Genomic DNA, 14,667 nt, shown 5'->3' on the forward strand with positions numbered 1-14,667 from the left:
CGCACATGAGCGCCGCTCATCACAGCGCGGTCAATTGCTCCATCGGCCAGCGCGCCTGCACGCTGATCGCCAGGCTTTCGTGCTGACCCGCCTGCAAACGCTGGCAACCGGCAAACGCAATCATCGCGCCGTTATCGGTGCAGAACTCGGGACGGGCGTAAAACACGTCACCCTTCATGTCGCCGAGCATTTTCTCCAGTGAAACGCGCAGTGCCTTGTTGGCACTGACGCCCCCAGCGATGACCAGACGCTTCATGCCAGCCGCTTTCAGGGCACGCTTGCACTTGATGGTCAAAGTCTCCACCACGGCTTGCTGGAACGCCAGCGAGATGTCGCAACGGGCTTGCTCGCTGTCGTCCCCGGCGCTGACGCATTGCTGCCAGGTGTTCAGGGCGGAGGTTTTCAAGCCGCTGAAACTGAAGGCCAGGCCCGGACGGTCACACATCGGACGCGGGAAAGTGAAACGCCCCGCTACACCTTGTTCCGCCAGTCGCGCGATTTCCGGACCGCCTGGATAATTGAGGCCCATCATCTTCGCGGTCTTGTCGAACGCTTCACCGGCCGCGTCATCGAGGGTCTCACCCAACAACGTGTATTGGCCGATCCCGTCGACCTGAACCAGCTGCGTATGACCGCCCGACACCAACAAAGCGACGAACGGGAATTCGGGCGGTTGCGGCTCCAGCATCGGCGCCAGCAAATGGCCTTCCATGTGGTGCACGCCAAGCGCTGGAATACCCCAGGCAAAGGCCAGCGCCTGAGCGCAGGAAGCCCCGACCAGCAGCGCCCCCACCAGGCCTGGACCGGCGGTATAAGCGATGGCGTCGATCTCGGTCGGCACGCAGTCGCCTTCGGCCAACACCTGACGGATCAAGGGCAGCATGCGTTTGACGTGATCACGGGAGGCCAGCTCCGGCACCACACCGCCATAGGCGCGATGCAGGTCGATCTGGCTGAACAGCGCGTCGGCCAGCAGGCCGCGTTCACTGTCATATAATGCGACACCGGTTTCGTCGCAGGAGGTTTCTAATCCCAGTACTAGCATGGGTTTGCGCCTTGTTTAGGCTGAATTCGAAGGCGCGCATAATAGTCGCCATGGGATGCCCCGACTAGCGGTTTTCGATCAGAGGCTTTGCATTCCGGTCGATGAGGAGTTAACATCCGCAACCCTTAAAAACCGACGTCTTCAAGTGCTCTTTTGCCGCGAGGATGTTGACCCCGGTAATGAATGAAGGTAGCTCTGGATGCCAGCCGTCAAAGTAAAAGAGAACGAACCCTTCGACGTAGCTCTGCGTCGTTTCAAGCGCTCCTGCGAAAAAGCCGGTGTACTGGCTGAAGTTCGTAGCCGCGAATTTTACGAGAAGCCAACTTCTGAGCGTAAGCGCAAAGCAGCAGCCGCTGTTAAGCGTCACGCCAAGAAAGTACAGCGCGAACAGCGCCGCGCCGTTCGTCTGTACTAATACACAGACGTTCGTAGCAAGCTTCTGCCAAGCCCGGCCCTCAGCCGGGCTTATGGCATTTGCGTAAAACGCTTGATGCTTTATCGTCAACGCCGCAGACGCGACCGAGACAAACCTGCTTCACAGCGTCAGACCTGGCTCTTTTGCCAGCGGTGCACGTCTTTTCTGACGAGCCTTCCAAGGCTACTGACGAGCACACCCACTGATTCCTCTCACAACGATCAGCCCAAGGCACCTGCTTGCGTGCCCGCTTATTGAGCTATCCGAGGCCATCGATTGGCCGTAGCGGATTTTCAGCGCAACAATTTCAAATAGTCGAATACTGAATGGTACTAACGTCAGTGGATTTTCGGCAGATACACTTCCCGACAGCGATTACGCAGACGACACCGGTCGAGCCACATATACGTGTGCCTCAAGCAACGACCCGCGCTCGTTCGCCGTTCGTTTTGGATCCGTTTCAGCGCAGATGACGAGAACGCCATGGCCGGGCTAATTCCCCAGAGCTTTATTGACGACCTTCTGAACCGCACCGACATCGTCGACGTGGTCAGCTCGCGCCTGCAAATGAAAAAAGCCGGCAAGAACTACACCGCCTGCTGCCCGTTCCACAAAGAGAAAACCCCGTCTTTCAGCGTCAGCCCCGACAAACAGTTCTATTACTGCTTCGGCTGCGGCGCTGGCGGCAACGCCCTCGGCTTCATGATGGACCACGACAACCTGGATTTCGTCCAGGCGGTCGAAGAACTGGCCAAAGCCGCCGGCATGGAAATCCCCCGCGAAGAAAGCGGCCGCCCGCACAAACCGCGGCAGCCGACCGATTCGCCGCTGTACCCGCTGCTCACCGCCGCCGCCGACTTTTACCGCCAGGCGCTGAAAAGCCATCCATCGCGAAAAGCCGCCGTGGATTATTTGAAAGGGCGCGGCCTCACCGGGGAAATCGCCCGGGACTTCGGCCTCGGCTTCGCCCCGCCCGGCTGGGACAATCTGTTCAAGCACTTGAGCAGCGACACCCTGCAACAGAAAGCCATGGTCGATGCCGGCCTACTGATCGAGAACGCCGAAACCGGCAAACGCTATGACCGCTTCCGCGATCGCGTGATGTTCCCGATCCGCGACAGCCGCGGGCGCATCATTGCCTTCGGCGGCCGCGTGCTGGGCGACGACAAGCCGAAATACCTGAACTCACCGGAAACCCCGGTATTTCATAAAGGCCAGGAACTCTACGGCCTGTATGAAGCACGCAAGAACAACCGCAACCTCGACGAAATTATCGTCGTCGAAGGCTACATGGACGTCATCGCCCTCGCCCAGCAAGGCCTGCGCAATGCCGTCGCGACCCTGGGCACTGCCACCAGCGAAGAGCACTTGAAGCGGCTGTTTCGCGTCGTGCCCAACGTACTGTTCTGTTTCGACGGCGACCAGGCTGGCCGCAATGCTGCCTGGCGCGCACTGGAAGCAGCGCTGCCTTGCCTGCAGGACGGGCGGCGTGCGCGCTTCCTGTTCCTGCCCGAAGGCGAAGACCCGGATACGCTGGTCCGCTCCGAAGGCACTGACGCCTTTCGCGCGCGGATCAATCAGCACGCTCAACCGCTGGCCGATTATTTTTTTGAGCAACTGACCGCGGAATCAGACCCGCGCTCGCTCGAAGGCAAGGCCCACATGGCCACCTTGGCTGCACCGCTGATCGATAAAGTCCCGGGCGCCAATCTGCGCATCCTGATGCGTCAACGGCTGACCGAAATCACCGGCCTGACCGGCGAAGCCGTGAGCCAGCTGGTGCATAGCGCCCCTCAGGAAGCGCCGCCGGCCTACGATCCTGGCATGGATTACGACGCCATGCCGGATTACAGCGACTACCATCAGCCTCAAGCACAAGATATGTACGCGCCGCAGCAGGAGTGGACGCCGAAGAAACCCGGCGCCGGCGGCAAGAAGTGGGACAAGAAACCCTGGGACAAGAATGGCAAGCGTGGCGGCGACCGCGATCAACCGAGCACCCCTCGCACACCGATTGCGGTGGAAGCTCCAACCCTGATCGCGCTACGCACGCTCATCCATCACCCGGATCTGGCCGGCAAGGTAGAAACCGCCGACCACTTCGCCAATGAGAGCAATACCTACGCTCAGCTGCTGGTAGCCCTGATCGAAGCCGTGCAAAAAAATCCTAAGCTAAACTCAATCCAGCTGATGGCCCGTTGGCACGGGACCGAACAGGGGCGTTTGCTCAAGGCATTAGCGGAAAAGGAATGGCTGATTGACGGTGACAACCTTGAACAACAGTTTTTAGACACCATTACTAGGTTATCGGCAACGCAACACACAGATAGCCTGGAAGTACTAATCAGGAAAGCAAGGCAGCCAGGACTGACCGCGGAGGAAGCAAATCAGATCGCAAATCAGATGCGCGACCTATTAAAACGCAATATGGCTGTATCAACCCCGACCTCAACTGGCGCGTGAGGTCATAGCTCAGGTATAATCCTCGGCTTGTTTTTTGCCCGCCAAGACCTTCAGTGGATAGGGTGTTATGTCCGGAAAAGCGCAACAGCAGTCTCGTATCAAAGAGTTGATCACACTTGGTCGTGAGCAGGGTTACCTGACTTACGCGGAGGTCAACGACCACCTGCCGGAGGATATTTCAGATCCGGAACAGGTGGAAGACATCATCCGCATGATCAATGACATGGGGATCAACGTATTCGAGGTTGCGCCAGATAAGGATTCCCTTATGCTGGCCGACGCCGATACTGACGAAGCCGCGGCCGAAGAGGCAGCAGCAGCGTTGGCAGCGGTCGAAACCGACATTGGTCGCACCACCGACCCAGTGCGCATGTACATGCGTGAAATGGGTACGGTAGAGCTCCTCACTCGTGAAGGCGAAATTGAAATCGCCAAGCGTATTGAAGAGGGCATCCGTGAAGTGATGGGCGCAATTGCGCACTTCCCTGGCACGGTTGACCACATTCTGTCCGAATACACTCGCGTCACCACCGAAGGTGGCCGCCTGTCCGACGTCCTGAGCGGTTATATCGACCCGGACGACGGCATTGCGCCGCCTGCTGCAGAAGTGCCGCCGCCTGTCGATCCGAAAGCCGTGAAAGCGGATGACGACACCGACGACGAGGAAGCTGAAGCCAGCACCGACGACGAAGAAGAAGCCGAAAGCGGTCCGGATCCGGTCATCGCAGCACAGCGTTTTGGCGCTGTCTCCGATCAGATGGAAATCACCCGCAAGGCGCTGAAGAAGCACGGTCGTGGCAACAAGGCGGCGATTGCCGAACTGGTGCTGCTGGCTGAGCTGTTCATGCCGATCAAACTGGTGCCGAAGCAATTCGAAGGCCTGGTCGAGCGTGTTCGCAGTGCCCTGGATCGTCTGCGTCAGCAAGAGCGTGCGATCATGCAGCTCTGTGTTCGTGATGCGCGCATGCCGCGTGCCGATTTCCTGCGCCAGTTCCCGGGCAACGAAGTCGACGAAAGCTGGTCCGACGGCTTGGCCAAAGGCAAAGGCAAATACGCCGAAGCCATTGGTCGCCTGCAACCGGACATCATTCGTTGCCAGCAAAAGCTGATCGCGCTGCAAACCGAAACCGGTTTGACGATTGCCGAGATCAAGGACATCAACCGTCGCATGTCGATCGGTGAGGCCAAGGCCCGCCGCGCGAAGAAAGAGATGGTTGAAGCGAACTTGCGTCTGGTGATCTCGATCGCCAAGAAGTACACCAACCGTGGCCTGCAATTCCTCGATCTGATCCAGGAAGGCAACATTGGCTTGATGAAAGCGGTAGACAAGTTTGAATACCGTCGCGGCTACAAATTCTCGACTTATGCCACCTGGTGGATCCGTCAGGCGATCACTCGCTCGATCGCCGACCAGGCCCGCACCATCCGTATTCCGGTGCACATGATCGAGACGATCAACAAGCTCAACCGTATTTCCCGGCAGATGTTGCAGGAAATGGGTCGCGAACCGACCCCGGAAGAGCTGGGCGAACGCATGGAAATGCCTGAGGACAAGATCCGCAAGGTATTGAAGATCGCTAAAGAGCCGATCTCCATGGAAACCCCGATCGGTGATGACGAAGACTCCCATTTGGGTGACTTCATCGAAGACTCGACCATGCAGTCGCCAATCGATGTTGCTACCGTTGAGAGCCTTAAAGAAGCGACTCGCGAAGTTCTCTCCGGCCTCACTGCCCGTGAAGCCAAGGTTCTGCGCATGCGCTTCGGTATCGACATGAATACCGACCACACCCTCGAGAAGGTTGGCAAGCAGTTCGACGTGACCCGTGAACGGATTCGTCAGATCGAAGCCAAGGCGTTGCGCAAGCTGCGCCACCCGACGAGAAGCGAGCATTTACGCTCCTTCCTCGACGAGTGATCACAAAACCCCCGGCCCAGGCCGGGGGTTTTGCTTTATGCAGATTAAATCCCCCGCTCTACCCTCCCGCCGAATTGCCCGTCTACACTCGAAACATTCTCCCGAGCCATAACGAGACCGTTATGCCCAGACTGCCGACCGTGCTTTTTTTGCTGTCGCTGATGACCTGGACCGCAACGGCTGGCGCGCTGACTCTGACCGACGAAGAACGTAGCTGGCTGGCGGCTCACCCGGACTTGCGTCTGGGCGTCGACGCGTCCTGGCCACCATTTGAGTTTCGCGACGAACAGGGCCGTTATCAGGGCCTGGCGGCGGACTATATCAACGTGATCCGCCAACGCCTGGACATCAAGCTCACCCCCATCGAGCCGGTCAGCTGGACGGTCGTCCTCGAACAGGTCAAACAGGGCAAGCTGGACCTGCTGCCAGGCATCATGTCGACACCCGAACGCCAGACTTACCTGTCGTTCACCCGCCCCTACCTGGATTTTCCGATTGTCATCCTCGCCCATGTCGGCGGTGCCCAGCCGCGCAAAATCGAGGACCTGTACGGCCTGAAAATCGCCGTCGTGGAAAACTACGCACCCCACGAGCTGCTGCGCACCCACCACCCGGACCTGAACCTGGTGGCGATGCCCAACGTCAGCTCCGCGTTGCAGGCGCTGGCCACCGATGAAGTGGACGCCGTGGTCGGTGATTTGGCCTCCAGCGTCTGGAGCCTGCGTCAGCTCAAGCTCGATGGGCTCTATGTCAGCGGCGAAACGCCTTATCGTTATCAATTGGCCATGGCGGTGCCGCCGAAAAACAAAATGCTCGTCGGCATCATCGATAAAGTCCTGGCGGACATGAGCCCCAGCGAAATCAGCACGATTCAGGAGCATTGGGTCGGTAACGTCCTGGATCATCGGACATTCTGGTCGGACTTGCTGGTTTACGGCTTGCCGGGCTTGCTGTTGCTGATGATCGTGCTGGCGGTGGTTATCCGGATCAACCGCCGACTGAGTTCGGAAATTGCCCGGCGCATCGACCTGGAACAGGAACTGCGCAGCAGCGAATACCACTATCGCGGGCTGGTGGAGAGCCTGTCGGCCATTGCCTGGGAAGCGCGGATCAGCGATTTCACCTACAGCTACGTGTCGCCCCACGCCGAAGATCTGCTCGGCTATCCCCTGTCCCATTGGCTGATTCCGGGGTTCTGGCGCAACATCATCCACCCGGCGGACCTGACCCGCGCCCAGACCTTTTGTGATCACGAAGTGCTGGCCGGGCGCGATCACAGCGTCGACTATCGGGTCATCACGGCGGATGGCCGCTGTCTGTGGGTGCGCGATATCGTCAGCCTGATCGAGCACGGCCATGAACCGGTACTGCGCGGGCTGATGATCGACATCAGCGACGCCAAACGCACCGAAGAGGCGCTGCGCCTCTCAGAACAGAAATTCGCTTCCGTGTTCCAGCAATGCCCGGACATCCTGGTGATTGCGCGGCTTTCCGATGGCTGCCTGCTGGAGGTCAACGAAGCGTTTGAAGAGCAGATCGGTATCAAAGCCGTAGAGGTCATCGGTCAGACCGCCACCGATTTGAACATCTGGGGTATTCCGGGCGTGGGGCCGGGTCTGTTGCAACGGTTGCAGGCCGGCAGCATCCGCAACCTGGAAATGCCCTTTCGCCGCAACAACGGCCAAGTGTTTACCGGCCTGATTTCCGCCGAACCCTTCGATCTCGACACCACGCCCGCGCTGGTCGTGGTGGTGCGGGACATCAGTCAGCTCAAGGAAACCCAGCAACAGCTGCAAACCTCCGAGGAGAAGTTCGCCAAGGCCTTCCACGCCTCCCCTGACGGCTTGCTGCTGTCCCGGCAGAGCGATGGCCTGCTGCTGGAGGTCAATGAGGGCTTCAGCCGCATTACAGGCTTCAACAGCGCGATGTCGGTGGATCGCTCGGCGCTGGACTTGGGCATCTGGGTCAATCTGAACGAACGCAAACAGATGCTCGACTTGTTGCACCGGGATGGTTTCGTCAGGGATTTCAGCTGCCACATCCGCCGTAATGACGGGCAGATCCGCCTCTGTGAAGTGTCGAGCCGTCCGCTGCCGATCGGCGACGAAGACTGCATGTTGACCATCGCCCGGGACATCACCGAGCGGCACCTGATGCAGGAAAAACTGCAACAGGCCGCCACCGTATTCGAGAGCACCGCCGAAGGTGTATTGATCACCGACACCCAACAGCACATCAGTGCGGTCAACCGTGCGTTTACCGAAATCACTGGCTACAGCGAGAGCGAAGCCTTGGGCCACACGCCTCGCCTGCTTGCCTCGGGCCTGCATGACAGCGCCTTTTACGCGGCCATGTGGCATCAATTGACCGATGAAGGACACTGGCAAGGCGAGATCTCCAACCGGCGCAAAAACGGCGAGCTGTACCCGAGCTGGCTGACCATCAGCGCCGTGCGCAACCGCGATAAATTCATCACCCACTTTGTCGCGGTGTTCGCGGACATCTCCAGCCTCAAGCACGCCCAGGCCAAGCTCGATTACCAGGCCCACCACGATCCGCTCACCGGCCTGCCGAACCGCACGCTGTTCGAAAGCCGCCTGCTGACCGCACTCAACAACCAGCAGGAAAACGGCGGCCAGGGCGCGGTGCTGTTCCTTGACCTCGACCGCTTCAAACACATCAACGACAGCCTCGGTCACCCGGTCGGCGACCTGCTGCTCAAAGGCATCGCCGTGCGCCTGAAGGAGCAACTGCGGGACATCGACACCGTGGCGCGCCTGGGCGGTGACGAGTTCATCATCCTGCTGCCCGGCTTGCAGCAAGCCACCGATGCTGATCATATCGCCACCAAACTGCTCAACTGCTTCGCCGCGCCGTTCCAGGCCGGCGAGCACGAGTTTTTTATCAGTGCGAGCATCGGCACCAGCCTGTATCCCAAGGACGGCTGCGACGTCGCCACCCTGGTCAAGAACGCCGATGCAGCGATGTATCGCTCCAAGGCCAAGGGCCGCAACCGGGTCGAAAGCTACACCCGCGACCTCACCGCCCAGGCCAGCGAACGCGTGGCCCTGGAACACGAACTGCGGCGCGCCATCGAGCGCAATGAGTTGCACCTCTTCTACCAACCGAAGATCAGCCTCGACGACCATCGCCTGGTGGGCGCCGAAGCGCTCATTCGCTGGCGTCACCCGACCTTTGGCGACGTACCACCGGAGCACTTCATTCCCCTGGCCGAAGAAAACGGCATGATCCTGCAGATCGGTGACTGGGTGCTCGAGACCGCGTGCCGGCAGATGTTCGAATGGAATCAGCTCTACGAAAGCCTCGGCCCCCTGTCGGTCAACCTCGCCGGCGCGCAACTGCGCCAACCGAACCTGCTCGGCCGCATCGAACAACTGCTCAAGGACAACCGCCTCAAGCCCGGATTTCTGCAACTGGAAATTACCGAAAACTTCATCATGAGCCAGGCCGAAGAAGCGCTGGCGGTGCTGCACCAACTCAAACGCCTGGGCGTTCAACTGGCGATCGACGACTTCGGCACCGGCTATTCGTCCCTGAGTTACCTCAAACGCCTGCCGCTGGACATCCTCAAAATCGACCAGTCCTTCGTCCGCGGACTGCCGGATGACCCCCACGACGCGGCCATTGTGCGAGCCATCATCGCCCTCGGCCGCAGCATGCAATTCACCATCATCGCCGAGGGCGTCGAAACCCAGGCCCAACAGGAATTCCTCGCTGCCGAGGGCTGCGAACAGATCCAGGGTTACATCGTCAGCCTGCCCTTACCGCCCGAAGAATTCGCCGCGACGTTTCTTCGTATAGCCGTATCGGATTTTTCGGATAGCACAGCCGAGAAACCGTCGCTATAATCCGCGGCCTACTGAGGGCCTATAGCTCAGTTGGTTAGAGCAGGGGACTCATAATCCCTTGGTCGTAGGTTCGAGTCCTACTGGGCCCACCATACTCAAAGCCGCGCACTGCGCGGCTTTCATCGTTTTTCGTATTCAGTTTTTCGACGTGTTTTTTTGGTCGAGAAAGTCAAAGTGTCCATTTTGATTTGCCATGGGGTTAGGTTAACCACCCCCGGCCATGTATCCAGGACTGAAATGTGTGTACTTTTGGGTCATCGCCAACGTGGCGTGTCCAAGCATTTTTTGCAGGGTGAGGATGTCGCCGCCTTTACTCATGTAACGACTGGCAAAGGTATGTCTCAGCACATGCGTCAGTTTCCCTGTCGACGGCTCAAGCTCTACAGCATCGACAGCACGACGGAAGGCATCATATGAATGTTTGAAGGGTAGCGCCTTTTGCAAGCACTTAAACGGGCCGTCATAAATTGGAATCGACCGATTCTTCCTGGACTTGGCCTTAGTGAAGAGAATGAACTTGTTGCGTACCTGACGCAGCAGTATCCCCTCCGCCTCCCCCAACGTTTTCCCGTAGACAGACACACCTCGGAACTCAGCAACGTCGTCACGTATTCCTGGTTGCTGGTTATCGACAAATGCCCTCCATGGAGTTCTTGGGTGACGCCGCGTCAGTAGACGCAAAATATCTCCAGCACCTCAATCGCGACGCTGGCCACTCCTCGCGGATACCTTGTTTGCCAACACTTTATTGGCAAACAAGGCTGGATTGCAGATAACTATGAGCTTTACTACTTTTCGTCAGTGAACCGGACGGATGAGTCCGATGGTTGAGCGGCAGCCAGTTGCTGAAAATGATGGGGCTTTGCGTCGGACTGGAGGCGGCCAGCCTTTCGAAGACCTTTGGTATCGGAAACACCGTTGTTATGCAGTAGGCGCAGTGGGTTGAGCGGGGAGTGGGGGCGGGCAGCTAGCCAGAAAATCCAATAACAAGAGCGGACTAAATAACCTCTTAATCCGCAGACCATAGCCAAACAATATAAAAAACTGTGAATCTTGACAGGTGCGATATCCAAAAAGTGAACTTAGTCTAAACGTAGGCAGATGGCATCCTTCGCTGCCCTTTACGCAACTAATTCTCAGGAGATACTCGCATGCCTCAAGAACCTGCACTACAGGCTAAGTACAATACTCAGCAAGCAGTAGATGGCATTTATAGGACGCTTATAATTACGTCTGCTGATATATCAACAGGACAACTGCAAGGAACTTACGGAGGATCAAGTAGCGACCCCATAGATATAGCATTAAATCAAGGCCCAATAGCAAACGGAATTTTTCAATATACGTCTTACGGTTCGCCCGACTCCAACATTAGCTTTAGTCGTGGGGTTCTCAGTTTTCAGCTCAAATCAGATGATAGAACCTTTAATAGGCTGTATGGTACCGTGACCAAAAATGGTACTTCCATTGGCAATGTCACATTTGCGAAGATCCACACCTAATAAAAATTGATACAGGAACAGAGGAAATAGAATAGGGGCACATTTGTTTTTGTTTTTCCCGCCCTATTATTTTATCGATTCAGACGTTTACCTTAGACACTGACGAACAAGCCGCGCAATTGCGCGGCTTTTTAATACCTGCCATTCAGACGTTACTGAGGCAACGCGTACGCGATCAGCGTAATTAACCACCACGAGCGCAGTGTGGGATGTGTCTGTAACATGCCAACCCACCGATTTGTGTTGCTGGAGATGACCTTTGCCTGACACCCGCCCACCCACTCTTGACGAAATCGACCGCCAACTAATCGCAGCCTTGCAGATCAACGCCCGTGAAAGCGTGGCCATGCTGGCCCGGCAATTGGGCATCGCGCGTACCACCGTCACTTCGCGCCTGGCAAGGCTGGAGAAAGCCAAAATCATCACCGGTTACGGCGTGCGTCTGGGTCAGCGGGTGGTGGATGGCGGGTTGCAGGCGTATGTCGGGATCACCGTGCAACCGCGCTCCGGCAAGGAGGTGTTACGGCGGCTGAGTGCGATGGCTCAGGTGCAGCAATTGTGTGCGGTGAGTGGCGAGTTTGATTATGTGGCGTGGTTGCGCACCGATTCGCCGGAGCAGCTGGATCAGTTGCTGGATCAGATTGGCAGCGTGGACGGGGTGGAGAAGACGACGACTTCGATCATCTTGAGTAGCAAGATTGATCGGGGGCAGCCGGTTTAGCGTTGTATTTGAGGGCCCCTTCGCGGGCAAGCCTTGCTCCTACAGGGGCGATGTGTAGCGATAGATCGTCATATTGATCAGCAAACTGGCAAAACGACGACACATTGCGTCTTATTAACGTGTTCTATGCTCTCTAGAATGGCTGCCATCTTTTCCTATACTCAGACGCGCATCCCGCGTCGGGTCGCCAGCAAGGTCAGCCATGAACAAGAACAATCGCCATCCTGCAGACGGTAAAAAGCCAGTCACCATTTTTGGCCCGGACTTTCCTTTCGCCTTCGACGACTGGATCGAGCACCCGGCCGGTCTGGGCAGTATTCCCGAGCACAACCACGGCGCCGAAGTGGCGATCGTCGGTGGCGGGATTGCCGGTTTGGTGGCGGCTTACGAATTGATGAAACTGGGCCTCAAACCCGTCGTCTACGAAGCCTCGAAGATGGGCGGCCGTCTGCGCTCCCAGGCGTTCAACGGCGCCGAAGGCATCGTTGCCGAGCTTGGTGGCATGCGCTTCCCGGTGTCGTCCACGGCGTTTTATCACTACGTCGACAAACTCGGCCTGGAAACCAAACCGTTCCCGAACCCGCTGACACCTGCGTCGGGCAGTACGGTGATCGATCTGGAAGGCCAGACCCATTACGCACAGAAACTGTCGGATCTTCCTGCACTGTTTCAGGAAGTGGCTGACGCCTGGGCCGACGCTCTGGAAGACGGCTCGCGTTTCAAAGAGATCCAGCAAGCGATCCGCGACCGCGACGTGCCGCGCCTCAAAGAGCTGTGGAACACCCTCGTGCCGCTGTGGGATGACCGCACCTTCTACGACTTCGTCGCCACCTCCAAAGCCTTCGCCAAGCTGTCGTTCCATCACCGCGAAGTGTTCGGCCAGGTCGGTTTCGGCACCGGCGGCTGGGACTCGGACTTCCCGAACTCGATGCTGGAAATCTTCCGCGTGGTGATGACCAACTGCGACGATCACCAACACCTGGTGGTCGGTGGCGTCGAGCAAGTACCGCTCGGCATCTGGCGGCATGTGCCGGAACGTTGCGTGCACTGGCCCGAAGGCACCAGCCTCAGCTCGTTGCACCGTGGCGCCCCACGTTCCGGGGTGAAGAAAATCGCCCATGCACCGAACGGCCGTTTCACCGTCACCGACAACTATGGCGACACCCGCGAATACGCCGCCGTACTGACTACCTGCCAGAGCTGGCTGCTGACCACCCAGATCGAATGCGACGAAACCCTGTTCTCGCAAAAGATGTGGATGGCCCTGGACCGCACCCGCTACATGCAATCGTCGAAAACCTTCGTGATGGTCGACCGCCCTTTCTGGAAGGACAAGGACCCGGAAACTGGCCGCGATCTGATGAGCATGACCCTCACCGATCGCTTGACCCGCGGCACCTATTTGTTCGACAACGGCGACGACAAGCCAGGGGTGATTTGCCTGTCGTACTCGTGGATGAGTGACGCGCTGAAAATGCTCCCGCACCCGGTGGAAAAACGCGTGAAGCTGGCGCTGGATGCGTTGAAAAAGATCTACCCGAAAGTCGACATCGCCGCACGGATCATCGGCGATCCGATCACTGTGTCGTGGGAATCCGACCCGCACTTCCTCGGTGCCTTCAAAGGCGCCCTGCCCGGCCACTATCGCTACAACCAGCGCATGTACGCGCACTTCATGCAGGACGATATGCCGGCCGAACAGCGCGGGATTTTCATCGCCGGCGACGACGTTTCGTGGACGCCAGCCTGGGTTGAAGGCGCGGTGCAGACCTCGCTCAACGCGGTGTGGGGCATCATGAAACACTTCGGCGGTGAAACTCACGCCGAGAACCCGGGTCCAGGAGATGTGTTCAACGAGATCGGTCCGATCGCCCTACCCGAGTAAGAGGAATCCGAAATGCGCGTAGCCCTTTACCAATGTCCACCGCTGCCCCTGGACGTCGCCGGCAATCTGCAACGCCTGCATCAACTGGCGCTGGAGGCCAAAGGCGCCGACTTGCTGGTGGTGCCGGAGATGTTCCTGACTGGCTACAACATTGGCGTAGACGCGGTCAGCGTCCTCGCCGAGGTGCACAACGGTGAGTCGGCGCAACAGATTGCGCGCATTGCGAAGACCGCCGGGATTGCAATTCTTTATGGCTATCCCGAGCGCACCGAGGACGGCCAGATTTACAACTCGGTGCAGCTGATCGACGCCCATGGCGAGCGCTTGTGCAACTACCGCAAGACTCACCTGTTCGGCGACCTTGATCACTCGATGTTCAGCGCCGGTGGGGATGATTTCCCGCTGGTGGAGCTCAATGGCTGGAAGCTCGGTTTCCTGATCTGCTACGACATGGAATTCCCGGAAAACGCCCGACGCCTGGCCATGGCGGGTGCCGAGTTGATCCTGGTACCGACGGCGAACATGATCCCCTTCGACTTTGTCGCCGACGTCACCGTCCGCGCCCGGGCCTTCGAAAACCAATGCTATGTCGCTTACGCCAACTATTGCGGCCATGAAGGCGAAATCCAGTATTGCGGGCAAAGCAGCATCGCCGCGCCGGATGGCAGCCGGATAGCCCAGGCTGGCCTGGATGAAGCGCTGATAGTCGGTGAGCTGGATCGGCAGTTGATGGTGGATTCCCGTGCGGCCAATCGCTACCTCATTGATCGCCGTCCCGAGCTGTATGGCGACCTGAACAAGCGCTGAGTTACCGTTATCCGCTAGCATTAGCGCTTCTCTGCTCTGGAA

Annotated in this window: 10 protein-coding genes and 1 tRNA gene; 9 read left to right on the forward strand and 2 right to left on the reverse strand. The window is 58.2% G+C overall.

The features are described from left to right. Window positions 1-19: 19 nt before the first annotated feature. The gene (gene tsaD / locus BK667_RS28520; protein WP_123513062.1) at window positions 20-1,045 is read right to left on the reverse strand and encodes a tRNA (adenosine(37)-N6)-threonylcarbamoyltransferase complex transferase subunit TsaD; all 1,026 of its coding nucleotides are present in this window, start codon (window positions 1,043-1,045) and stop codon (window positions 20-22) included. Between the two features lie 199 nt (window positions 1,046-1,244). On the opposite strand from tsaD, the gene rpsU reads away from it, so the two are divergent. From rpsU to BK667_RS28545, 5 genes are all read left to right on the forward strand, one after another. Continuing rightward, complete coding sequence (gene rpsU, locus BK667_RS28525) at window positions 1,245-1,460, forward strand: 30S ribosomal protein S21 (protein WP_002551877.1); 216 nt, start codon at window positions 1,245-1,247, stop codon at window positions 1,458-1,460. Window positions 1,461-1,943: 483 nt separating this feature from the next. After that, entirely contained in the window at window positions 1,944-3,923 is a 1,980-nt protein-coding gene (gene dnaG, locus BK667_RS28530) for a DNA primase (RefSeq protein ID WP_123513063.1), read from the forward strand. 67 nt (window positions 3,924-3,990) lie between these two features. Then, on the forward strand, window positions 3,991-5,841 hold the full coding sequence (rpoD, locus tag BK667_RS28535; protein ID WP_123599568.1) for an RNA polymerase sigma factor RpoD: 1,851 nt from the start codon (window positions 3,991-3,993) through the stop codon (window positions 5,839-5,841). Between the two features lie 122 nt (window positions 5,842-5,963). Continuing rightward, window positions 5,964-9,710, forward strand: coding sequence for a bifunctional diguanylate cyclase/phosphodiesterase (locus BK667_RS28540; protein ID WP_123513065.1), 3,747 nt, complete (start codon window positions 5,964-5,966; stop codon window positions 9,708-9,710). A gap of 15 nt (window positions 9,711-9,725) precedes the next feature. Beyond that, window positions 9,726-9,802 (forward strand) — tRNA-Ile (locus BK667_RS28545). A gap of 112 nt (window positions 9,803-9,914) precedes the next feature. Here the strand turns inward: BK667_RS28545 and BK667_RS28550 are convergent. Next, a complete protein-coding gene (locus BK667_RS28550; protein ID WP_185058289.1) occupies window positions 9,915-10,391 on the reverse strand; it encodes a tyrosine-type recombinase/integrase in 477 nt (158 codons plus the stop codon). Window positions 10,392-10,861: 470 nt separating this feature from the next. On the opposite strand from BK667_RS28550, the gene BK667_RS33150 reads away from it, so the two are divergent. The 4 genes from BK667_RS33150 to BK667_RS28570 all read left to right on the forward strand — a co-directional run bounded on the left by BK667_RS33150 (window position 10,862) and on the right by BK667_RS28570 (window position 14,625). After that, complete coding sequence (locus BK667_RS33150; RefSeq protein ID WP_148060167.1) at window positions 10,862-11,212, forward strand: hypothetical protein; 351 nt, start codon at window positions 10,862-10,864, stop codon at window positions 11,210-11,212. A 259-nt stretch (window positions 11,213-11,471) separates the two neighbouring features. Further along, window positions 11,472-11,933 (forward strand): Lrp/AsnC family transcriptional regulator, encoded by a 462-nt coding sequence (locus tag BK667_RS28560; RefSeq protein ID WP_123513071.1) that lies wholly within the window; start codon window positions 11,472-11,474, stop codon window positions 11,931-11,933. 202 nt (window positions 11,934-12,135) lie between these two features. Then, window positions 12,136-13,818, forward strand: coding sequence for a flavin monoamine oxidase family protein (locus BK667_RS28565; RefSeq protein ID WP_123513073.1), 1,683 nt, complete (start codon window positions 12,136-12,138; stop codon window positions 13,816-13,818). Between the two features lie 12 nt (window positions 13,819-13,830). Beyond that, window positions 13,831-14,625, forward strand: a complete 795-nt coding sequence (locus BK667_RS28570; protein ID WP_123599569.1) for a carbon-nitrogen hydrolase family protein — start codon at window positions 13,831-13,833, stop codon at window positions 14,623-14,625. Window positions 14,626-14,667: the final 42 nt, after the last annotated feature.

It is taken from the genome of Pseudomonas frederiksbergensis (assembly GCF_003732705.1).
Classification (GTDB): domain Bacteria; phylum Pseudomonadota; class Gammaproteobacteria; order Pseudomonadales; family Pseudomonadaceae; genus Aquipseudomonas; species Aquipseudomonas frederiksbergensis_F.